Annotated in this window: 33 protein-coding genes; all 33 read right to left on the bottom strand. The window is 67.8% G+C overall.

Translation table 11 applies throughout. The features are described from left to right. Window positions 1-157: 157 nt before the first annotated feature. Complete coding sequence (locus ACH5AR_RS06350) at window positions 158-1,816, bottom strand: ABC-F family ATP-binding cassette domain-containing protein (RefSeq protein WP_396300205.1); 1,659 nt, start codon at window positions 1,814-1,816, stop codon at window positions 158-160. 41 nt (window positions 1,817-1,857) lie between these two features. After that, window positions 1,858-2,772, bottom strand: a complete 915-nt coding sequence (gene truA / locus ACH5AR_RS06345) for a tRNA pseudouridine(38-40) synthase TruA (RefSeq protein ID WP_396300204.1) — start codon at window positions 2,770-2,772, stop codon at window positions 1,858-1,860. 79 nt (window positions 2,773-2,851) lie between these two features. Beyond that, window positions 2,852-3,319 (bottom strand): 50S ribosomal protein L17, encoded by a 468-nt coding sequence (rplQ, locus tag ACH5AR_RS06340; protein ID WP_396300203.1) that lies wholly within the window; start codon window positions 3,317-3,319, stop codon window positions 2,852-2,854. 128 nt (window positions 3,320-3,447) lie between these two features. Further along, complete coding sequence (locus ACH5AR_RS06335) at window positions 3,448-4,470, bottom strand: DNA-directed RNA polymerase subunit alpha (protein WP_049649049.1); 1,023 nt, start codon at window positions 4,468-4,470, stop codon at window positions 3,448-3,450. Window positions 4,471-4,621: 151 nt separating this feature from the next. Then, complete coding sequence (rpsK, locus tag ACH5AR_RS06330) at window positions 4,622-5,029, bottom strand: 30S ribosomal protein S11 (protein WP_014136257.1); 408 nt, start codon at window positions 5,027-5,029, stop codon at window positions 4,622-4,624. A gap of 72 nt (window positions 5,030-5,101) precedes the next feature. Continuing rightward, a complete protein-coding gene (gene rpsM, locus ACH5AR_RS06325) occupies window positions 5,102-5,482 on the bottom strand; it encodes a 30S ribosomal protein S13 (RefSeq protein ID WP_097237495.1) in 381 nt (126 codons plus the stop codon). A gap of 176 nt (window positions 5,483-5,658) precedes the next feature. Next, window positions 5,659-5,772 carry a 50S ribosomal protein L36 gene (gene rpmJ / locus ACH5AR_RS06320; RefSeq protein ID WP_003956441.1) on the bottom strand — a complete coding sequence of 38 codons (114 nt, stop codon included), beginning with the start codon at window positions 5,770-5,772 and terminating at the stop codon, window positions 5,659-5,661. Window positions 5,773-5,804: 32 nt separating this feature from the next. Beyond that, on the bottom strand, window positions 5,805-6,026 hold the full coding sequence (infA, locus tag ACH5AR_RS06315; protein WP_003956442.1) for a translation initiation factor IF-1: 222 nt from the start codon (window positions 6,024-6,026) through the stop codon (window positions 5,805-5,807). Window positions 6,027-6,220: 194 nt separating this feature from the next. Continuing rightward, the gene (mscL, locus tag ACH5AR_RS06310; RefSeq protein ID WP_396300202.1) at window positions 6,221-6,646 is read right to left on the bottom strand and encodes a large conductance mechanosensitive channel protein MscL; all 426 of its coding nucleotides are present in this window, start codon (window positions 6,644-6,646) and stop codon (window positions 6,221-6,223) included. 132 nt (window positions 6,647-6,778) lie between these two features. Continuing rightward, window positions 6,779-7,618 (bottom strand): type I methionyl aminopeptidase, encoded by an 840-nt coding sequence (gene map, locus ACH5AR_RS06305; RefSeq protein ID WP_396300201.1) that lies wholly within the window; start codon window positions 7,616-7,618, stop codon window positions 6,779-6,781. Between the two features lie 116 nt (window positions 7,619-7,734). After that, entirely contained in the window at window positions 7,735-8,388 is a 654-nt protein-coding gene (locus ACH5AR_RS06300) for an adenylate kinase (RefSeq protein WP_396300200.1), read from the bottom strand. Further along, window positions 8,388-9,698, bottom strand: coding sequence for a preprotein translocase subunit SecY (secY, locus tag ACH5AR_RS06295; RefSeq protein ID WP_350573989.1), 1,311 nt, complete (start codon window positions 9,696-9,698; stop codon window positions 8,388-8,390). Before secY ends, ACH5AR_RS06300 begins: the two co-directional genes overlap by 1 nt. A 311-nt stretch (window positions 9,699-10,009) precedes the next feature. Further along, window positions 10,010-10,462, bottom strand: coding sequence for a 50S ribosomal protein L15 (rplO, locus tag ACH5AR_RS06290; protein WP_396300199.1), 453 nt, complete (start codon window positions 10,460-10,462; stop codon window positions 10,010-10,012). 2 nt (window positions 10,463-10,464) lie between these two features. After that, window positions 10,465-10,647, bottom strand: coding sequence for a 50S ribosomal protein L30 (rpmD, locus tag ACH5AR_RS06285; RefSeq protein WP_030055835.1), 183 nt, complete (start codon window positions 10,645-10,647; stop codon window positions 10,465-10,467). Then, entirely contained in the window at window positions 10,647-11,267 is a 621-nt protein-coding gene (rpsE, locus tag ACH5AR_RS06280; protein WP_316523510.1) for a 30S ribosomal protein S5, read from the bottom strand. The genes rpmD and rpsE overlap by 1 nt, the downstream gene beginning before the upstream one ends. A gap of 48 nt (window positions 11,268-11,315) precedes the next feature. Continuing rightward, window positions 11,316-11,699, bottom strand: coding sequence for a 50S ribosomal protein L18 (gene rplR, locus ACH5AR_RS06275; protein WP_030280785.1), 384 nt, complete (start codon window positions 11,697-11,699; stop codon window positions 11,316-11,318). A gap of 3 nt (window positions 11,700-11,702) precedes the next feature. Then, entirely contained in the window at window positions 11,703-12,242 is a 540-nt protein-coding gene (rplF, locus tag ACH5AR_RS06270; RefSeq protein WP_316523508.1) for a 50S ribosomal protein L6, read from the bottom strand. 22 nt (window positions 12,243-12,264) lie between these two features. After that, complete coding sequence (gene rpsH / locus ACH5AR_RS06265; protein ID WP_350503566.1) at window positions 12,265-12,672, bottom strand: 30S ribosomal protein S8; 408 nt, start codon at window positions 12,670-12,672, stop codon at window positions 12,265-12,267. 282 nt (window positions 12,673-12,954) lie between these two features. Continuing rightward, the gene (locus ACH5AR_RS06260) at window positions 12,955-13,140 is read right to left on the bottom strand and encodes a type Z 30S ribosomal protein S14 (protein ID WP_030055830.1); all 186 of its coding nucleotides are present in this window, start codon (window positions 13,138-13,140) and stop codon (window positions 12,955-12,957) included. A 4-nt stretch (window positions 13,141-13,144) separates the two neighbouring features. After that, entirely contained in the window at window positions 13,145-13,714 is a 570-nt protein-coding gene (rplE, locus tag ACH5AR_RS06255) for a 50S ribosomal protein L5 (protein ID WP_396300198.1), read from the bottom strand. After that, entirely contained in the window at window positions 13,714-14,025 is a 312-nt protein-coding gene (gene rplX, locus ACH5AR_RS06250) for a 50S ribosomal protein L24 (protein WP_030263484.1), read from the bottom strand. The genes rplE and rplX overlap by 1 nt, the downstream gene beginning before the upstream one ends. 15 nt (window positions 14,026-14,040) lie before the next feature. Further along, a complete protein-coding gene (gene rplN, locus ACH5AR_RS06245; RefSeq protein ID WP_030300391.1) occupies window positions 14,041-14,412 on the bottom strand; it encodes a 50S ribosomal protein L14 in 372 nt (123 codons plus the stop codon). Between the two features lie 102 nt (window positions 14,413-14,514). Next, window positions 14,515-14,787 (bottom strand): 30S ribosomal protein S17, encoded by a 273-nt coding sequence (rpsQ, locus tag ACH5AR_RS06240; RefSeq protein ID WP_030280777.1) that lies wholly within the window; start codon window positions 14,785-14,787, stop codon window positions 14,515-14,517. Further along, complete coding sequence (gene rpmC / locus ACH5AR_RS06235) at window positions 14,787-15,011, bottom strand: 50S ribosomal protein L29 (RefSeq protein ID WP_030232478.1); 225 nt, start codon at window positions 15,009-15,011, stop codon at window positions 14,787-14,789. The genes rpsQ and rpmC overlap by 1 nt, the downstream gene beginning before the upstream one ends. After that, the gene (gene rplP / locus ACH5AR_RS06230) at window positions 15,011-15,430 is read right to left on the bottom strand and encodes a 50S ribosomal protein L16 (RefSeq protein WP_030300385.1); all 420 of its coding nucleotides are present in this window, start codon (window positions 15,428-15,430) and stop codon (window positions 15,011-15,013) included. Before rplP ends, rpmC begins: the two co-directional genes overlap by 1 nt. A gap of 5 nt (window positions 15,431-15,435) precedes the next feature. Then, a complete protein-coding gene (gene rpsC, locus ACH5AR_RS06225; RefSeq protein WP_396300197.1) occupies window positions 15,436-16,260 on the bottom strand; it encodes a 30S ribosomal protein S3 in 825 nt (274 codons plus the stop codon). Further along, the gene (rplV, locus tag ACH5AR_RS06220; RefSeq protein WP_030280773.1) at window positions 16,260-16,607 is read right to left on the bottom strand and encodes a 50S ribosomal protein L22; all 348 of its coding nucleotides are present in this window, start codon (window positions 16,605-16,607) and stop codon (window positions 16,260-16,262) included. The genes rpsC and rplV overlap by 1 nt, the downstream gene beginning before the upstream one ends. A 55-nt stretch (window positions 16,608-16,662) precedes the next feature. Beyond that, the gene (gene rpsS, locus ACH5AR_RS06215) at window positions 16,663-16,944 is read right to left on the bottom strand and encodes a 30S ribosomal protein S19 (RefSeq protein WP_030280772.1); all 282 of its coding nucleotides are present in this window, start codon (window positions 16,942-16,944) and stop codon (window positions 16,663-16,665) included. Window positions 16,945-16,955: 11 nt separating this feature from the next. After that, window positions 16,956-17,792, bottom strand: coding sequence for a 50S ribosomal protein L2 (gene rplB, locus ACH5AR_RS06210; RefSeq protein ID WP_030232466.1), 837 nt, complete (start codon window positions 17,790-17,792; stop codon window positions 16,956-16,958). A gap of 46 nt (window positions 17,793-17,838) precedes the next feature. Continuing rightward, entirely contained in the window at window positions 17,839-18,156 is a 318-nt protein-coding gene (rplW, locus tag ACH5AR_RS06205; protein ID WP_030280768.1) for a 50S ribosomal protein L23, read from the bottom strand. Next, window positions 18,156-18,833, bottom strand: coding sequence for a 50S ribosomal protein L4 (gene rplD, locus ACH5AR_RS06200; protein WP_396300196.1), 678 nt, complete (start codon window positions 18,831-18,833; stop codon window positions 18,156-18,158). The genes rplW and rplD overlap by 1 nt, the downstream gene beginning before the upstream one ends. A gap of 5 nt (window positions 18,834-18,838) precedes the next feature. Next, window positions 18,839-19,486 carry a 50S ribosomal protein L3 gene (gene rplC, locus ACH5AR_RS06195; protein WP_031063055.1) on the bottom strand — a complete coding sequence of 216 codons (648 nt, stop codon included), beginning with the start codon at window positions 19,484-19,486 and terminating at the stop codon, window positions 18,839-18,841. Between the two features lie 14 nt (window positions 19,487-19,500). Continuing rightward, the gene (rpsJ, locus tag ACH5AR_RS06190; RefSeq protein ID WP_012785157.1) at window positions 19,501-19,809 is read right to left on the bottom strand and encodes a 30S ribosomal protein S10; all 309 of its coding nucleotides are present in this window, start codon (window positions 19,807-19,809) and stop codon (window positions 19,501-19,503) included. Window positions 19,810-20,168 lie beyond the last annotated feature (359 nt).

The following is a 20,168-nucleotide window of genomic DNA, read 5'->3' as shown; positions in this document are numbered from 1 at the left end:
GACGCAATTCAAGGGGGACCGCTGGTCGACGACCTGATGTCTCCGGCGTACCGACCTCTCACGTGAGATAGAGCGAGCCAATACGCACATCAAGCGTCCAGGTTACCGGCAGGGCCGGAGCGGGTCAAAAACGCCCCGGACCGGCCCCCGCCGTCACTCAGCGTTCGCGCTCCACCCGGTTGACGTCCCAGACCGGCTCGGGCGACTCGTAGACCCGGCCGTCCGCACCGAACACCAGGAAGCGGTCGAAGCTCCTGGCGAACCAGCGGTCGTGGGTGACGCACAGCACGGTGCCCTCGAAGGCCTCCAGGCCGGCCTGCAGCGCCTCGGCGCTCTCCAGGTCCAGGTTGTCCGTCGGCTCGTCCAGCAACAGGGCCGTCACGCCGGAGAGTTCGAGCTTGAGGATCATCAGCCGGGCCTGCTGCCCGCCGGACAGCGACTCGAACTTCTGCTCCTCCTGGCGGTCCAGCTCGTACCGGCGCAGCGCGCCCATCGCGGCGCCGCGGCTGAGCGCGTGCTCCTCCTCGACGATCGAGCGCACGGTGCGGCCGAACAGCTCCGGGTGGGCGTGGGTCTGCCGGAAGTGCCCGGGCACCACCCGCGCCCCGAGCTTCCACTGCCCGGTGTGCTCGACGGTGGTGTCGCCGGCCAGCAGCCGCAGCAGGTGCGACTTGCCGGCGCCGTTGGCGCCCAGCACCGCGACCCGCTCGCCGTAGAAGACCTCCAGGTCGAAGGGGCGCATCAGGCCGGTGAGCTCCAGCTGCTCCAGGGTGACGGCGCGCACGCCGGTGCGCCCGCCCTTGAGCCGCATGGTGATGGTCTGCTCGCGCGGCGGCGTCTCCGGCGGGCCGGCGTCCTCGAACTTCTTCAGCCTGGTCTGGGCGGCGGCGTAGCGGGAGGCCATCTCGTGGCTGACGGCCGCGGCCTGGCGCAGGGTGACGACCAGCTTCTTGAGCTTGGCGTGCTCCTCGTCCCAGCGGCGGCGCAGCTCCTCGAAGCGCTCGAAGCGGGCCTTGCGGGCCTCGTGGAAGGTGTCGAAGCCGCCGCCGTGCACCCAGACGCTGCTGCCGGTGGCGCCGGTCTCGACGGCGATGATCTTGTCGGCCGTCCGGGAGAGCAGCTCGCGGTCGTGCGAGATGAACAGGACGGTCTTCGAGGTGGCCCTGATCGCCTCCTCCAGCCAGCGCTTGGCCGGGACGTCCAGGTAGTTGTCGGGCTCGTCGAGCAGCAGCACCTCCTCGGGGCCGCGCAGCAGCGCCTCCAGCACCAGCCGCTTCTGCTCGCCGCCGGAGAGGGTGTTCAGGCCCCGCCACTGGGCCTTCTCGAAGGGCACCCCGAGGGCCGCCATGGTGCAGACGTCCCAGTCGGTCTCGTAGTCGTAGCCGCCGGCGTCGGCCCAGTCGGAGAGCGACTGGGCGTAGGCCATCTGCGTCTTCTCGTCGTCCTGGGCGATCATCGCCAGCTCGGCGGCGTCCACCGCGCGGGCGGCCCGGGCGATCCGCTCGGGGGCGACGGACACCAGCAGGTCGCGCACCGAGGCGTCGGCCGGCAGCGCGCCCGGGGTGGACTCCTGGTCCTCGCGGCCGGTCGTCCCGACGAACTGGCGCATCACGCCGAGCCCGCCGCTGATCGTCACCGAGCCGCCGTGCGGCTGGAGGTCCCCCGCGATCATGCGCAGCAGGGTGGTCTTGCCGGCGCCGTTGGCGCCCACCAGGGCGACGGCGGCGCCCTCGCCCACCCGGAAGGACGCGTCGTCGAACAACACGCGCCCGTCCGGCAGGTAGTACTCCAGGTGCGAAATCTCGACGTGTCCCATGGGAGCGATTCTCCCAAGCGGGCGCGCCGGGCCCAAACGGATTACCCGGCGGCCGGCTGCTGCCCGGGCAGGGTGCGCATCCGGCGGGCGGCGCGGTTGCGCTCGGCCAGCTGGTCGTCCGGCGGGTAGCCGACCTCCTCCAGCGTGAGCCCGTACGGCCGGATCACGTTGACGGCGGAGTTGCGCACCCCGCCGGCCAGCACCTCACCGGGGAACTCCACCGGCCGGTGCCCGTCACCGACCAGCAGCATCGCGCCGACCAGCGCCCGGACCATGTTGTGGCAGAAGGCGTCGGCCCGCACCGTGGCGACCGCGAGCGAGCCCTCCTGGGCCGCGTACGGGTCCACCGGGACGCGGTCCCAGTGCAGCTCCAGCAGGGTGCGGATGGTGGTGGCGCCCTCGCGCTTCTTGCAGTACGCGGCGAAGTCGTGCTCGCCCAGCAGCAGCCGCGCGGCGGCGTTCATCCGGTCCAGGTCGAGCGGGCGGTCGTGCCAGAGCACGTGGCCGCGCAGCAGCGGGTCCACCCCGCCGGGGTGGTCGGCGACCCGGTAGGCGTACCGGCGCCAGACCGCGGAGAAGCGGGCGTCGAACCCGGCCGGCGCCTCGCCGACCCGGTAGATCCGGACGTCCCCGGGGAGGCGGCCGGCCAGCCGGCGCAGCAGCTTCTCCCGGTGCGCCTCCCACAGCTCGGCCGGCAGGTCGACGTGCGCGACCTGGCCGCGCGCGTGCACCCCGGCGTCGGTGCGGCCGGCCACGGTCAGCGGGAACAGCTCCCGGCTGCGGGTGACGACCTGCAGCGCGGTCTCGATCTCCTCCTGCACCGTCCGGCGGCCGCCCTTCTGGCGGGCCCAGCCGGAGAACCCGGCGCCCTGGTAGGCGAGGTCGAGCCGGACCCGGACGTGGCCGTCGGCCGGGCCGTCCTTCACCGGCGGCTGCTCGGCGCAATCGTTGACCACTGCTCTCCACTCCTGGACACGAGGAACGGGCCCGCTCCCCCACGGATGGGAGAGCGGGCCCGCGACACACCTACCGGTGTCAGGCCTGCTCGGCGGCCTCGGTCTCGGTGGCCTCGACCTTGGCGTCGGCCTCCTTGACGGCACGCTTGGTGGCGGCCTCGGCCTCGCCGACGGCGGTCTGCGCGACGGTCAGCGCCTCGACCAGCTCGATCACGGCCATCGGGGCGTTGTCGCCACGACGGGGACCGATCTTGGTGATGCGGGTGTAGCCACCCGGGCGGTTCTCGTAGCGCGGCGCGATCTCGGTGAAGAGGGTGTGCAGCACCGACACGTCGGTGATGGTCTTGCGCACCAGGCGACGGTTGTGGATGTCGCCCTTCTTCGCCTTGGTGATCAGCTTCTCCGCCAGCGGGCGCAGGCGGCGGGCCTTGGCCTCGGTGGTGGTGATGCGGCCGTACTGGAACAGCTCACGGGCCAGACCGGCGAGCAGCAGCGGCTCGTGGTGCGGGCCACCGCCCAGACGGGCACCCTTGGTGGGACGCGGCATGGAATTACTCCTCGAATCTCCGACTGCGGCCGTACCAGGTACCGCAGCGGGCGTACGGGCACGGTGCCCGTACGGCTTTCAGGACGACGGGGGCGGCCGACGTGCGGCCGCCCCCGCGGCCGAATCTCTCAGTACTGCTCGGTCTCGGCGAAGTGCGAGTCGTCGAGGTCGTCGGCGCCGAACGCGTCGGCGGCGGCGGTCGGGTCGAACCCGGGCGGGCTGTCCTTGAGGGCCAGGCCCATGCCGGCCAGCTTCGCCTTGACCTCGTCGATCGACTTCGCACCGAAGTTGCGGATGTCGAGCAGGTCGGCCTCGGAGCGGGCGACGAGCTCACCCACGGTGTGGATGCCCTCGCGCTTGAGGCAGTTGTAGGAGCGGACCGTGAGCTCCAGCTCCTCGATCGGCAGCGCCAGGTCGGCGGCCAGGGCGGCGTCCGTCGGGGACGGGCCCATGTCGATGCCCTCGGCGTCGATGTTCAGCTCGCGGGCGAGGCCGAACAGCTCCACCAGGGTCTTGCCGGCCGAGGCCATGGCGTCGCGCGGACGCATGGCGGGCTTGGTCTCGACGTCGACGATCAGCTTGTCGAAGTCGGTCCGCTGCTCGACACGGGTGGCCTCGACCTTGTAGGTGACCTTCAGCACGGGGCTGTAGATCGAGTCGACCGGGATGCGGCCGATCTCCTGGCCGGAGGCCTTGTTCTGGACGGCGGAGACGTAGCCGCGACCGCGCTCGACGGTCAGCTCCATCTCCAGCTTGCCCTTGCCGTTCAGCGTGGCGAGGACCAGCTCGGGGTTGTGCACCTCGACACCCGCCGGCGGGGCGATGTCGGCGGCGGTGACGACGCCCGGGCCCTGCTTGCGCAGGTACATCACGACCGGCTCGTCGTGCTCCGAGGAGACGACCAGCTGCTTGATGTTGAGGATGAGGTCGGTCACGTCCTCCTTGACGCCCGGCACGGTGGTGAACTCGTGCAGGACGCCGTCGATGCGGATGCTGGTGACAGCGGCACCCGGGATCGACGACAGGAGCGTGCGGCGCAGGGAGTTGCCGAGGGTGTAGCCGAAGCCCGGCTCCAGCGGCTCGATCACGAACCGGGAGCGGAACTCGTCGACGACCTCTTCGGTCAGCGAAGGACGCTGAGCGATAAGCATGGGGTTTCGATCCTCCAGTTTTCGGCGCCCACTATTTGACGCCGAACGAATGGCCACGAGGCGGTGGCCTCATGCCAAGAGTACGGGGTCCCGCACACGACGGGACCCCGTACCAGGTCAAAGCATTACCCGCGTGCCCGAAGGCGCTGCGTCAGACGCGGCGGCGCTTCGGCGGACGGCAGCCGTTGTGCGGGGTGGGGGTGACGTCCTGGATCGAGCCGACCTCCAGGCCGGTGGCCTGGAGCGAGCGGATCGCGGTCTCGCGGCCGGAGCCCGGACCCTTCACGAAGACGTCGACCTTGCGCATGCCGTGCTCCTGCGCGCGACGGGCAGCGGCCTCGGCGGCCATCTGCGCGGCGAACGGGGTGGACTTGCGCGAGCCCTTGAAGCCGACATGGCCGGCGGAGGCCCAGGAGATCACGTTGCCCGAGGGGTCGGTGATCGAAACGATGGTGTTGTTGAACGTGCTCTTGATGTGCGCGTGGCCGTGAGCGACGTTCTTCTTTTCCTTGCGGCGGATCTTCTTCGCGCCGGCAGCCTGACGACCCTTGGGGGGCATAAGTCTGTTCTCCTACTGAGGTGGTCGGTCCGCTGACCCGCGGGCCGGAGGGATGTCCGGTGACGGGACGGACTACTTCTTGCCCGGCTTCTTCTTGCCGGCGATCGCGCGACGCGGGCCCTTGCGGGTACGCGCGTTGGTGTGGGTGCGCTGACCGCGGACCGGCAGGCCGCGGCGGTGACGCAGACCCTCGTAGCAGCCGATCTCGACCTTGCGGCGGATGTCGGCGGCCACCTCACGGCGGAGGTCACCCTCGACCGTGTAGTTGGCGTCGATGTACTGGCTCAGCTTGACGAGGTCTTCCTCGGAGATGTCGCGAACGCGGACATCCGGGTTGACACCGGTCTCGGCCAGGGTCTGCTGGGCGCGGGTACGGCCGATGCCGTACACGTAGGTGAGGGCGATCTCGATCCGCTTCTCACGGGGGAGATCAACGCCGGCGAGGCGTGCCATTCAAGGCTCCTGTGGTTCTTCAGAGGTCTTGCGTGCCACCTACTCCTTCGCCTCTCGACGAGGGAGCCCCGGCCTCTGACCGGGGGCGGCAGTCCGCCCGCGAACGGACGGATCGGGTGGCCCGCTTATGACGTTTTCGCGTCGCGCGAAGTACTACGAGAAATGCTGGAGAGCGATCAGCCCTGGCGCTGCTTGTGGCGCAGGTTGTCGCAGATCACCATGACCCGGCCGTGGCGGCGGATCACCTTGCACTTGTCGCAGATCTTCTTGACGCTCGGCTTGACCTTCATGTTCAGGTTCTCCGGGTCTAGATCTGACGTTCTTACTTGTAGCGGTAGACGATCCGCCCGCGCGTGAGGTCGTAGGGGCTGAGCTCCACGACGACCCGGTCGTCCGGCAGGATGCGGATGTAGTGCATGCGCATCTTGCCACTGATGTGCGCGAGGACCTTGTGACCGTTCTGCAGCTCGACCTTGAACATCGCGTTCGGAAGAGACTCGATCACGGTGCCCTCGATCTCAATGGCGCCTTGCTTCTTAGCCATGAACTGCGAGATCCACCTTCCGGGACCGGCTACCGTATGCGGAACGCTCGTGCGAACCTGGGTTCACCCCTCCCCCGGAGGGAAGAGGGCGCGCTGAAGCACGCTACGAGTGAGCCGACGGTCCATCCTACGCCAGCGCGTGCGGTGGACCAAAACCGGGGCCCCGGAAAGCGGTCGCCGTCACACCCGTCGCGTCAGGCCTTGGCGACGGCGGCCGGCGGCTCGACGTGGGCGGTGCAGGCCGAGCAGCGGCGGGCGGCCGCGGGGATCTCGGTGAGGCACTCGGGGCAGGGCCGCATCGGCGCCTTCGGCTTCTTCGGCATGTAGCGGGCGGTCGCCTTGGTGATCGGCAGCACCACGCAGAAGTACAGCACCGCGGCGGTCATCAGGAACGCGATCAGGACGTTGAGGAACTGCCCGTACGGGAAGGTCACGCCCGCGACGGTCGCCTTGTACGAGCTGAAGTCGCCGGCCGCGCCGACCACCACGCCCACCAGCGGGGTGAGGAAGGCGGACACGAAGCCGGTCACCACCGCGGTGAACGCGGCGCCGATGACCACACCGACGGCCATGTCGACGACGTTGCCGCGCATCATGAAGTCGCGGAATCCCTTGAGCACGTGCTCTCTCCTGCTCGCTCGTAAGCCACTGCGGACCATGCCAGCGGATAAAAATAGGACAAAAGCCCTGGAGGTCCAAACCTCCAGGGCCCTGATCCCGTGTCAGCAGCGGCCGCCGAGCGCCGGGGGCGACTACCCGAGGGGGTCCGGAGCTGCGGTGACGCCCAGCTTGGCCAGCTCCGCCTTGCCGCCGTCGAAGGCGGTCAGCACCAGCGGACCCTGCTCGGTGACGGCCACCGAGTGCTCCCAGTGCGAGGCCCAGGTGCCGTCGTTGGTGACGACCGTCCAGTCGTCCTCCAGCACGGTGGTGTGCGGCGTGCCGAGCGAGACCATCGGCTCGATCGCCAGCACGGTGCCGGGCACCAGCTTGGGGCCCTTGCCGCGGCCGCGCTCGACGTAGTTCAGCACGTGCGGCTCCATGTGCATCGCGGTGCCGATGCCGTGGCCGCCGTAGCCCTCGGTGATGCCCCACTTGCCCTTGGGCGGCAGCGGCTGGCGGCGGATGTAGCCCTCGATCGCCTTGGAGACGTCCACCAGGCGGTTGTTCTTCTTCATCTGGGCGATGCCGGCCCACATCGAGCCCTCGGTGACCCGGCTCAGCATCTCGACCTCCGGGCGGACCTCGCCCACCGCGACGGTGATGGCCGAGTCGCCGTGCCAGCCGTCCAGGATGGCGCCGCAGTCGATCGAGATGACGTCGCCCTCCTGGAGCACCCGCTCGCCGGGGATGCCGTGCACGACCTCGTCGTTCACCGAGGCGCAGATCACGCCCGGGAACCAGAGCCCGCCGTGGTGGGCCCGGAAGTTCGAGGTGGCGCCGTGGTCGGTGATGACCTTGTCCGCGATGTCGTTGAGCTCCTGGGTGGTCACCCCCGGCACGACCGCCTCGCGGCAGGCCTTCAGGGCCTCGGCGACGACCAGCCCGGCCGCTCGCATCTTCGCGATCTGCTCGGGGGTCTTGATCTCCACCATCTGGTCACGCCTTCCAAGTCCGGATTGCCACTGCTACCACCGTACGACGCCGAAACGGCCGGGCCACCCGCGTGGGCGGGCGACCCGGCCGTACCGTCGTACCTTCGCCGAGGAACTCAGCGGTCCTGCTTCAGCGCCTCGATCGAGCGGGCGGTGACCTCTTCCACCTTGCCGAGGGCCGAGATCGTCGCCACCAGGCCCTGCTGGGCGTAGTAGTCGATGATCGGCTCGGTCTCCGTGTGGTAGACCTCCAGGCGCGTGCGCACCTTGTCCTCGGTGTCGTCCGAGCGCTGGTACAGCTCGCCGCCGCACTCGTCGCAGACGCCGTCGACCTTCGGCGGGTTGTAGTCCACGTGGAAGACGTGGCCACCGTCGTTGCGGCACAGGCGGCGGCCGGCGATCCGGCGGACGACCTCGTCCTCGGGGACCTCCAGGTCCAGCACACCGTCCAGCTGGATGCCCTGCTCGGCGAGGAACTCGTCCAGCGCCTTGGCCTGCCCCAGGTTGCGGGGGAAGCCGTCGAGCAGGAAGCCGTTGGCGGCGTCGTCCTGGAGCATGCGGTCCTTGGCCATCCCGATGGTGACCTCGTCCGGCACCAGGCGCCCGGCGTCCATGTAGCTCTTGGCCTCGAGCCCGAGCGGGGTGCCCTGGCTGATGTTCGCCCGGAACAGGTCACCGGTGGAGATGTGGGGGATGGACAGGGTCTTGGCGAGCAGGTGCGCCTGAGTACCCTTCCCGGCCCCGGGAGGACCAACGAGGACGATACGCATCAGCGGAGGAACCCTTCGTAATTGCGCTGCTGGAGCTGGCTCTCGATCTGCTTCACAGTTTCGAGTCCGACGCCGACGACGATGAGCACGCTGGTGCCGCCGAACGGGAAGTTGGTCTGCTGTCCGAAGGCGACCAGGGCGATCATCGGGATCAACGCGATCAGGCCCAGGTAGAGCGAACCCGGCCACGTGATTCGGGTCAGCACGTAGTTCAGGTACTCGGCCGTCGGCCGGCCGGCCCGGATGCCCGGGATGAACCCACCATACTTCTTCATGTTGTCGGCAACTTCTTCGGGGTTGAAGGAGATGGCGACGTAGAAGAAGGCGAAGAAGACGATCAGCAGGAAGTAGGTGGCCATGTAGATCGGGTGGTCACCCTTGACGAAGTTCGTCCGGATCCACGTGGCCCAACCGGCCTGGCTGTTGGTCAGCTGGACCACCAGCGCGGGGATGTACAGCAGCGACGAGGCAAAGATGACCGGGATGACACCGGCCTGGTTCACCTTGAGCGGGATGTAGGTCGAGGTCCCGCCGAACGCCCGGCGGCCGATCATCCGCTTCGCGTACTGGACCGGGATCCGGCGCTGGGCCTGCTCGACGAAGATGACCAGCATCACGACGATGACGCCGACGGCGACCACGGAGAGGAACTCGACCCAGCCGTCGCCGATGGTGCCGGACTGCTTGATCGCCCACATCGAGGACGGGAACTGGGCGGCGATCGAGGTGAAGATCAGCAGCGACATGCCGTTGCCGATGCCGCGGTCGGTGATCAGCTCGCCGAGCCACATGATGACCGTGGTGCCGGCGGTCATGGTGAGCACCATGACGGCGATCCGGAACACGCCGGTGTCCGGGACGATCTGGTTCGCCAGCGGGCAGCCGGAGAACAGCGCGCCGCTGGAGGCCGTCGCGACGATGCCGGTGCCCTGGAGCACGGCGAGCGCGATGGTCAGGTAGCGGGTGTACTGGGTGATCTTGGCCTGGCCGGCCTGTCCCTCCTTCTTCAGCATCTCCAGTCGCGGGATCACGACGGTGAGGAGCTGGAGGATGATGCTCGCCGTGATGTACGGCATGATGCCGAGGGCGAAGATCGTCAGCTGGAGGAGCGCGCCCCCGCTGAACAGGTTGACGAGTCCGAAGAGCCCGCTGTTCTTGGTCTCCTTCACGCACTCGTTCACGGCCGTGAAGCTCACGCCCGGGATCGGAATGTGCGAGCCCAGCCGGAACAGCACCATGATGCCCAGCGTGAACAGCAGCTTCTTGCGCAGGTCGGGCGTCTGGAACGCCCGCGCGAACGCACTGAGCACGGTGCCTCCTGCGCCTCCCGCGCGTCGTCGGCGGGAGGGTCGGTCCTGAATGGGGAGTTTGGCGGTACGGGCTCCCGTACAGACGGCACAGGCGAGCCTACGCGCAGCCTACAAGGGAACTCCACGGACTCTAACAGTGCGCGGCCACTCGGAAGAAGCACGTCCTGCCCCTCCCCCACTCACGGGGTACGGGATGCCCGGGTTTGCCACACAAAAGAACGAGCACCGCCGCGGCCGGAAAGTCCGGACACGGCGCGAGCCCCGCACCTCCCGGAGGAGGTGCGGGGCTCGTGACGACGGCGTCAGCGGGCTCAGACGAGCTCGGTGACCGTACCGCCGACGGCCTTGATCTTCTCGGCGGCCGAGCCGGAGACGGCGTCGACCGTCACCTGGAGGGCGACCGAGACCTCGCCGGTGCCGAGCACCTTGACGAGGGAGTTCTTGCGAACCGCGCCCTTCGCGACCAGGTCCTCGACCGTGACCTCGCCACCCTGCGGGTAGAGCTCGGCCAGCTTGTCCAGGTTCACCACCTGGAACGTGATCTTGAACGGGTTCTTGAAGCCCTTCAGCTTCGGCAGGCGCATGTGGAGCGGCATCTGGCCACCCTCGAAGCGCTGCGGAACCTGGTAGCGGGCCTTGGTGCCCTTGGTACCACGACCGGCGGTCTTACCCTTGGAGCCCTCACCACGACCCACACGGATCTTGTCGGTCTTGGCACCCGGGGCGGGACGCAGGTTGTGGATCTTGATCGGGTTGTCGCCCATGATCAGTCCACCTCCTCAACCGTCACCAGGTGACGGACCGTGTGGGCCATCCCGCGGATCTCGGGACGGTCCTCCTTCACCACGACGTCGTGCATGCGCTTGAGACCAAGCGAACGCAGGGTGTCACGGTGGTTCTGCTTGCTGCCGATGTACGACTTGGTCTGCGTGATCTTCAGGCGAGCCATCAGGCGCTCACCCCAGCAGCACGCGCCCGCAGCAGAGCGGCGGGGGCCACGTCCTCCAGCGGCAGGCCACGACGGGCGGCGATCTCCTCGGGGCGCACGAGGCCCTTCAGAGCCACCACGGTGGCGTGCACGATGTTGATCGCGTTGTCCGAGCCGAGCGACTTCGACAGGATGTCGTGGATGCCGGCGCACTCCAGGACGGCACGCACCGGACCACCGGCGATAACACCGGTACCGGGGGCGGCGGGCTTCAGCAGCACGACGCCGGCGGCCTTCTCACCCTGGATCGGGTGGGGGATGGTGCCCTGGATACGGGGGACCTTGAAGAAGTTCTTCTTGGCCTCCTCAACACCCTTGGCGATGGCGGCCGGAACCTCCTTCGCCTTGCCGTAACCGACACCCACGGTGCCCTCGCCATCGCCCACCACGACGAGCGCGGTGAAGCTGAAGCGACGGCCACCCTTGACAACCTTGGCGACACGGTTGATCGCGACGACGCGCTCCACGTAAGCGGTCTTCTCGACAGCCGGGGCGTTGCCCTGACCATCACGCTTACGGTCGCGCCGCTCGCCACCCGTGCCGCGACCGGCGCCGCCTTCGCGGCGCTGGGGTCCAGCCATTGGAATTACCTCTCTCGTTTACGTCCGTCGACAGAGTCGACGAGCGGCTTAGAAGTCGAGCCCGGCCTCGCGGGCCGCGTCCGCCAGGGCGGCGATGCGGCCGGCGTACCGGTTGCCCGCGCGGTCGAAGACGACCGACTCGATGCCGGCGGCCTTGGCGCGCTCGGCGACCAGGCTCCCGACCTTCTTGGCCAGCTCGGTCTTGTCGCCCTCGGCGCCCTTGATGGACACGTCGAGGGTGGACGCCGACGCCAGGGTGTGACCCTTGGCGTCGTCGATGACCTGGGCGACCATGTGACGGTTCGAGCGCGTCACGACGAGACGCGGACGCACCTCGGTGCCGACGACGCGCTTGCGAACGCGGATCGCGCGGCGCTTGCGAGCGGCGCTCTTGTAGGCGTTGCCCTTGCCGATCTTGACAGAGACGCTCATCGCTTACTTACCACTCTTTCCGACCTTGCGGCGGATGACCTCGCCCGCGTACTTGACGCCCTTGGCCTTGTACGGGTCGGGCTTGCGCAGCTTGCGGATGTTCGCGGCGACCTCGCCGACCTTCTGCTTGTCGATGCCGTCCACGTGGAACTTGGTGGGCGACTCGACGACGAAGGAGATGCCCTCCGGCGCGGAGACCAGGATCGGGTGGCTGTAGCCGAGCGAGAACTCCATGTCGGAGCCCTTCGCGTTCACACGGTAACCAACACCGCTGATCTCCAGCGACTTGCGGTAGCCCTGGGTCACGCCGGTGATCATGTTCGCCACCAGCGTGCGGGTCAGGCCGTGCAGGGCCTTCGAGCGACGCTCGTCGTTGGGGCGGGTGACGAGCACGGTGCCGTCCTCGCCCTTGCCGATCTCGATCGGCTCGGCGACGACGTGGGTGAGCGAGCCCTTCGGGCCCTTCACCGAGACCGCCTGGCCATCGATGGTGACGTCCACGCCAGCGGGGACCTGGATGGGCAGCCGTCCAATGCGCGACATTGCTGTACCTCCGTTTCCCGAATTACCAGACGTAGGCGAGAACTTCTCCGCCTACGCCCTTCTTGGCGGCCTGCTTGTCGGTCAGGAGGCCGGAGGACGTGGAGATGATCGCCACGCCCAGGCCGCCGAGAACCTTCGGCAGGTTGGTGGACTTTGCGTAAACGCGCAGACCCGGCTTGCTGATGCGCTTGATGCCGGCGATGGAGCGCTCACGGTTGGGGCCGAACTTGAGCTCGATGGTCAGCTTCTTGCCGACCTCGCCCTCAGCCGGCTCCTCAACCTTGTAGGAGGAGATGTACCCCTCCTGCTGCAGGATCTGGGCGACGTGCGCCTTGATCTTGCTGGCCGGCATCGCCACGGTGTCGTGGTACGCCGAGTTCGCGTTACGCAGACGCGTGAGCATGTCTGCGATGGGGTCGGTCATGGTCATGATGGCCTCAGGCCTCTCTCGCCGTGGTTTCTCCGCGCCAGGTCCCCCTTCCGCACTCTCGCGAGTTCGTCAGGGGCACAAGCGCAGGGGACCTACGACGTAGTAAGACTGGGTGCGAGCCCTCCGAGAAGGGCCACGGACGTCCATGGGGAAGCCGCGGCAGGGGGCCCGACCCCACTACCTTACGGGAATCCGTACGGCAGCCCAAACCTCAGCAATGTGAGATCGGCGGGCCGGTGGGGTCGGGCACCTCTGCGTCGCTGTGTGCCTAGGGCGCCTGGATTACCAGGAGCTCTTGGTCACGCCCGGCAGCTCGCCGCGGTGCGCCATCTCACGGAGGCAGACACGGCACAGGCCGAACTTGCGGTACACCGAGTGCGGACGGCCGCAGCGCTGGCACCGGGTGTAGGCCCGGACGCCGAACTTCGGCTTGCGCTCGGACTTCGCGATGAGGGACTTCTTCGCCATTGGCTCACGCCTCCTTGAACGGGAAGCCCAGAGCGCGCAGCAGCGCCCGGCCCTCGTCGTCGGTCTGAGCGGTGGTCACGACGGTGATGTCCATACCGCGCTGACGGTCGACCTTGTCCTGGTCGATCTCGTGGAACATAACCTGCTCGGTCAGACCGAAGGTGTAGTTGCCACGGCCGTCGAACTGCTTCGGGGAGAGACCGCGGAAGTCGCGGATTCGCGGCAGGGCCAGCGAAACCAGACGGTCCAGGAACTCCCACATGCGGTCACCACGGAGGGTGACGTGGGTGCCGATCGGCTGGCCCTCGCGCAGCTTGAACTGCGCGATGGACTTGCGAGCCTTGGTCACGGCCGGCTTCTGACCGGTGATCGCGGTCAGGTCGCGGATCGCGCCCTCGATCAGCTTGCTGTCACGGGCAGCCTCGCCGACGCCCATGTTGACCACGACCTTGACCAGGCCGGGGATCAGCATGACGTTCTCGTACTGGAACTGCTCGTTCAGCTGGCCCTTGATCTCGGAGTTGTAACGCTCCTTGAGTCGCGGGGCCACCTTCTCAACAGACGTCTCAGACATCAGATGTCCTCACCGGTTCGCTTGGCAACGCGGATCTTGTTGCCCTGGTCGTCGAAGCGGTAGCCGACGCGGGTGACGACCTTCTTGCCGTCCTTCTCCACGACCAGCTGGACGTTGGAGACGTGCACCGGGGCCTCGACGGTCACGATGCCACCCTGGGTACCCGGACCCGGCTTGGTGTGCTTCTTGACCCGGTTGACACCCTCGACGAGGACCTTGTTCTCAGCCGGCATGGCCTGGATGACCTTGCCCTGCTTGCCCTTGTCCTTGCCGGTGATGACCTGGACCAGGTCACCCTTCTTGATCTTCATGCTGTTCGCCATGGGTCAGAGCACCTCCGGCGCCAGCGAGATGATCTTCATGAACTTCTTGTCGCGCAGCTCGCGGCCCACCGGGCCGAAGATGCGCGTACCACGGGGGTCACCGTCGGTGTTCTTCAGAACGACCGCAGCGTTCTCGTCGAAGCGGATGTACGAGCCATCCGGACGACGACGCTCCTTGACGGTGCGGACGACGACGCACTTGACGACGTCACCCTTCTTCACCGAACCGCCGGGGATCGCGTCCTTGACGGTCGCGACGATGACGTCCCCGATACCGGCGTAGCGGCGACCGGAGCCACCGAGAACACGGATGCAAAGGATCTCCTTGGCACCAGTGTTGTCGGCGACGCGCAGTCGCGACTCCTGCTGGATCACAGCTTTCTCCTGATCGTCAACGAGAGTCGACGGGCCGGCCGCTGCTCACACCGGCGCCCCAGGGGGACCCGCTGCACATACGGCCGTACCACATCGGCTTCGTTACTTGGCCTTCTCGAGGATCTCGACGACGCGCCAGCGCTTCGTCGCGGACAGCGGGCGGGTCTCCGCGAGGAGAACCCGGTCGCCCACGCCGCACGCGTTCTGCTCGTCGTGCGCCTTCAGCTTGTTCGTACGGCGGATGACCTTGCCGTACAGAGCGTGCTTGACGCGGTCCTCGACGGCGACGACGACGGTCTTGTCCATCTTGTCGCTGACGACGAGACCCTCACGGGTCTTGCGGAAACCGCGCGTCTCGTTGGTGTTCTCAGTCATCAGGCGTTCTCCACCGTCTCGATGCCCAGCTCGCGCTCGCGCATCAGGGTGTAGATCCGCGCGATGTCCTTGCGGACGAGCTTGAGCCGTCCGTGGTTGTCGAGCTGCCCGGTCGCCGCCTGGAAGCGGAGGTTGAACAGCTCCTCCTTGGCCTCGCGAAGCTTGGCAACGAGACCCTCGTTGTCCAGCGAACGAAGCTCAGCAGCCTTGGTAGCGGCCGACATCAGCTCTCACCGTCCTCGCGCCGGACGATCCGGCACTTCATCGGCAGCTTGTGCGCGGCACGGGTGAGCGCCTCGCGAGCAACCTTCTCGTTCGGGTACGACAGCTCGAACATGACCCGACCCGGGTGCACGTTCGCGATCCACCACTCCGGCGAACCCTTACCGGAACCCATGCGGGTCTCGGCCGGCTTCTTGGTGAGCGGACGGTCCGGGTAGATGTTGATCCAGACCTTGCCGCCACGGCGGATGTGACGGGTGATCGCGATACGAGCGGACTCGATCTGACGGTTCGTCACGTAGGCCGGGGTCACGGCCTGGATGCCGAACTGGCCGAACGCCAGCTCGGTGCCACCCTTCGAGGCGCCGCGGCGCTTCGGGTGGTGCTGCTTGCGGTGCTTGACCCGACGGGGGATCAGCATTGCGGTCAGGCCTCCGTTCCGGTGTTCTCGGCAGCCGGAGCCTCCACCGCAGCGGCCGCGGGGGCCTCGGCAGCGGCAGGACGACGGCCGCGGCCACCGCGCTCGCCACCACGGCGGTCGCCACCGCGGGCGGGACGACCACCCTCGGGACGGGCCGGGCGGTTGCCCGAGCGGGCAGCGGCGTTCTCAGCGCGGACCTCGGCGATGTTCTTGACGTCGCCCTTGTAGATCCAGACCTTCACGCCGATGCGGCCGAAGGTGGTCTTGGCCTCGAAGAAGCCGTAGTCGACGTTCGCCCGCAGGGTGTGCAGCGGCACGCGACCCTCGCGGTAGAACTCCGAACGGCTCATCTCGGCGCCGCCGAGACGACCGGAGCACTGGACCTTGATGCCCTTGGCGCCGGACTTCATGGTGCCCTGCATCGACTTGCGCATGGCACGGCGGAAGGAGACGCGGGAGGACAGCTGCTCCGCGACGCCCTGGGCCACGAGCTGGGCGTCCAGCTCGGGGTTCTTGACCTCGAGGATGTTCAGCTGGACCTGCTTGCCGGTCAGCTTCTCCAGGTCGCCGCGGATGCGGTCGGCCTCCGTGCCACGGCGACCGATGACGATGCCGGGGCGGGCGGTGTGGATGTCGACGCGGACGCGGTCGCGGGTGCGCTCGATCTCGACCTTGGAGATGCCGGCGCGCTCCATGCCCTTCGTCATCATGCGACGAATGGCGACGTCTTCCTTGACGTAGTCCTTGTACAGCTTGTCGGCGTACCAGCGGGACTTGAAGTCCGTGCTGATGCCGAGGCGGAACCCGTGCGGGTTAACCTTCTGGCCCATTACCGGGTCCCTTCCTTGCTGCTGACGACCACGGTGATGTGGCTGGTCCGCTTGCGGATCCGGTAGGCGCGGCCCTGGGCGCGCGGACGGAACCGCTTCAGGGTCGGGCCCTCGTCAACGTACGCCTCGGAGATGTAGAGGTCGTCCACGTTGGAGTGGTTGTAGTTGTGCGCGGCGTTGGCGATGGCGCTGTCGAGCACCTTGCCGACCGGCACGGTGGCGGCCTGCGGAGCGAAACGCAGGACGGCCTGGGCCTCCGTGGCATTCATGCCACGGATGAGGTCCACCACGCGGCGGGCCTTCATGGGCGTCACGCGGATGTACCGCGCCTGAGCCCTGGCTTCCATGGTTGTCCCCTTAATGGAGTAAGTCATTGAGTCTTTTTGGCGCGCAAGCTCTGGCTTAGCGACGCTTCGACTTCCGGTCTTCCTTCACGTGGCCACGGAAGGTGCGGGTCGGAGCGAACTCGCCGAGCTTGTGGCCGACCATCGACTCGGTGACGAACACCGGGACGTGCTTACGGCCATCGTGAACCGCGATCGTGTGGCCGAGCATGCTCGGGGAGATCACGGAACGACGGGACCAGGTCTTGATGACGTTCTGGGTACCCGCCTCGTTCTGAGCGTCCACCTTCTTGATGAGGTGGCCGTCGATGAAGGGGCCCTTCTTGAGACTGCGCGGCATCTGACCTGCTCCTAGCGCTTCTTGTTGGTCTTGCGGCGGCGCACGATGAGCTTGTCCGACGCCTTGTTCGGGCGACGGGTACGGCCCTCGGGCTTACCCCACGGCGAGACCGGGTGGCGACCACCGGAGGTCTTACCCTCACCACCACCGTGCGGGTGGTCGATCGGGTTCATGGCCACACCACGCACGGTCGGGCGGACGCCCTTCCAGCGCATACGGCCGGCCTTGCCCCAGTTGATGTTCGACTGCTCGGCGTTGCCGACCTCGCCGACGGTGGCACGGCAGCGCGCGTCGACCAGGCGGATCTCACCGGAGGGCATGCGCAGGTGCGCCATCTTGCCCTCACGCGCCAGCAGCTGGATGCCGGAGCCGGCCGAGCGGGCCAGCTTGGCACCGCCGCCGGGACGCAGCTCCACCGCGTGGATGGTGGTACCGACCGGGATGTTGCGCAGCGGCAGGTTGTTGCCCGGCTTGATGTCGGCGCCAGCGCCGTTCTCGATCCGGTCACCCTGCGCGATGCCGCGCGGCGCGATGATGTAGCGCTTCTCGCCGTCCGCGTAGTGCAGGAGCGCGATGCGCGCGGTGCGGTTCGGGTCGTACTCGATGTGAGCGACCTTGGCCGGCACGCCGTCCTTGTCGTGACGACGGAAGTCGATCACGCGGTAGGCGCGCTTGTGACCGCCACCCTGGTGGCGAGCGGTGACACGACCGGCGTTGTTGCGGCCGCCCTTGCTGTGCAGCGGGCGAACCAGCGACTTCTCCGGGGTGGACCGCGTGATTTCTACGAAGTCGGCCACGCTGGAGCCGCGACGGCCCGGCGTAGTCGGCTTGTACTTGCGGATGCCCATTTGGCTCTCTCGTCCTCGTCCTAATCGACGATCACGATCTCCTGGTTCAGGAGACCGGACCACCGAAGATGTCGATGCGGTTGCCCTCGGCCAGCGTCACGATGGCGCGCTTGGTGTCCTTGCGCTTGCCAAAGCCCGTCTTGGAGCGCTTGCGCTTGCCCTGACGGTTGATCGTGTTGACAGCCTCGACCTTGACCGAGAAGACCGCCTCGACGGCCTGCTTGATCTGGGTCTTGTTGGCGCCCGGCGACACGATGAACGTGTACTTGTTCTCGTCGAGGAGCGAGTAGCTCTTCTCCGAGATGACCGGCTTCACCAGGACGTCACGGGGGTCCGTGAACGTCTTGCTCGTAACGTCGCTCATCAGGCGGCGCTCCCTTCGAGCTCGCCCTCAGCGGCAACGGCCTTGGCGGACGCGACCGGACCGGCCACGAAACGCTCGAAGGCGGCCTGGGTGAAGACCACATCGTCGGAGACGAGCACGTCGTAGGTGTTCAGCTGACCGGCGTCCAGGATGTGCACGTGCGGCAGGTTGCGAGCGGACTTCAGGCCCAGCTCGTCCTCGCGCTCGACGACCAGGAGGACGTTCTTGCGCTCGGTGATCTTGCCGAACAGGCTCTTGGCGGCCTTGGTCGACGGCGCCTCGGTCGCGGTCACGCCGGTGACGACGTGAATGCGGTTGTGGCGGGCCCGGTCGGTGAGCGCACCGCGCAGGGCGGCGGCGATCATCTTCTTCGGGGTCCGCTGCGAGTAGTCGCGCGGCACGGGACCGTGCACGACGCCACCGCCGGCGAACTGCGGCGCACGGGTCGAGCCCTGGCGGGCGCGGCCGGTGCCCTTCTGGCGGTACGGCTTCTTGCCGCCACCGCGGACCTCGCCACGAGTCTTGGTCTTGTGGGTGCCCTGACGGGCCGCAGCGAGCTGCGCCACGACGACCTGGTGCATCAGCGGAACGCTGACCTTCGCGTCGAAGATCTCGGCCGGCAGCTCGATGCTGCCGGTCTTGTCGCCAGCCGGCGACAGGATGTCAATGGTGCTCATATCCTTCACAGCCCCTTCGCCGCGGTGCGGACGAGGACGAGGCCGCCGTTCGGGCCCGGGACGGCGCCCTTGATGAGCAGCAGACCCTTCTCCGCGTCGACCGCGTGCACGGTCAGGTTCTGGGTGGTCACACGCTCGTGGCCCATCCGACCGGCCATGCGCAGGCCCTTGAACACACGGCCCGGGGTGGCGCAGCCACCGATGGAACCGGGCGAGCGGTGCTTGCGCTGGGTGCCGTGACCGGCGCCGAGGCCCTTGAAGTTGTGACGCTTCATGACACCGGCGAAGCCCTTGCCCTTGGAGGTGCCGGTCACGTCGACCTTGACACCCGCCTCGAACAGCTCCGCGGTGATCTCCTGGCCCAGGGTGTACTCGGAGGCGTCCGAGGTACGCAGCTCGACCAGGTGGCGGCGCGGGGTGACACCGGCCTTGGCGAAGTGGCCCGCGAGGGGCTTGTTCACCTTGCGGGGGTCGATCTCGCCGAAGCCGATCTGCACGGCGTCGTAGCCGGCCGGGCTGTCGGCGGTGTGGACCTGGGTCACGACATTCGGCCCGGCCTTGACGACGGTCACCGGGACGACCCGGTTGTTCTCGTCCCAGACCTGGGTCATGCCGAGCTTCTCGCCCAGGATGCCCTTAATCTGCTTAGCCATCTTCGGTGCGCCTCTCAGAGCTTGATCTCGATGTCGACGCCGGCCGGCAGGTCGAGACGCATCAGCGAGTCAACCGTCTTCGGCGTGGGGTCGAGGATGTCGATCAGACGCTTGTGAGTACGCATCTCGAAGTGCTCGCGCGAGTCCTTGTACTTGTGCGGCGAGCGGATGACGCAGTACACGTTCTTCTCAGTGGGCAGCGGCACCGGGCCCGCGACCTGCGCACCAGTACGGATCACCGTCTCGACGATCTTCTTCGCCGAGGAGTCGATGACCTCGTGGTCGTAGGCCTTGAGCCGGATGCGGATCTTCTGTCCCGCCATGGCTACTCAGTAGTCCTTTGTCCTTAGTTACTGCACGACTTCCCCTCCGACCCCCGCGCTCGGGCGTGTCGCACTCGCGCTTGCAAAAAACCGGCGAAGTGCTTCGTCGGTTTCAAACTTTCGGGGTGGGGGCGGCCGGGTCGAGGCCCCGCACACGCTTCCCGGAAGATTCCCGTACTTTCGCCCCGCAGCTGCCGTGGCGTAGAACTCACGCTTGACGGCCATCACGGGAACGACGAGTACATGGGACTCGCTTCCGGTCCTCCCGGCGGGAGGCGCGCAGCATCGGCACTCAACCGAGCAACTTGGACATACTGCCACATGGAGCAGTCCGGATGCCAATCGGGGCCGGTGAGGCG

This window comes from Kitasatospora sp. NPDC018619 (assembly GCF_044391605.1).
Lineage (GTDB): Bacteria > Actinomycetota > Actinomycetes > Streptomycetales > Streptomycetaceae > Kitasatospora.
Note: the sequence above shows the minus strand (reverse complement) of the source record. Positions and strands in the feature narration are given on the sequence as shown.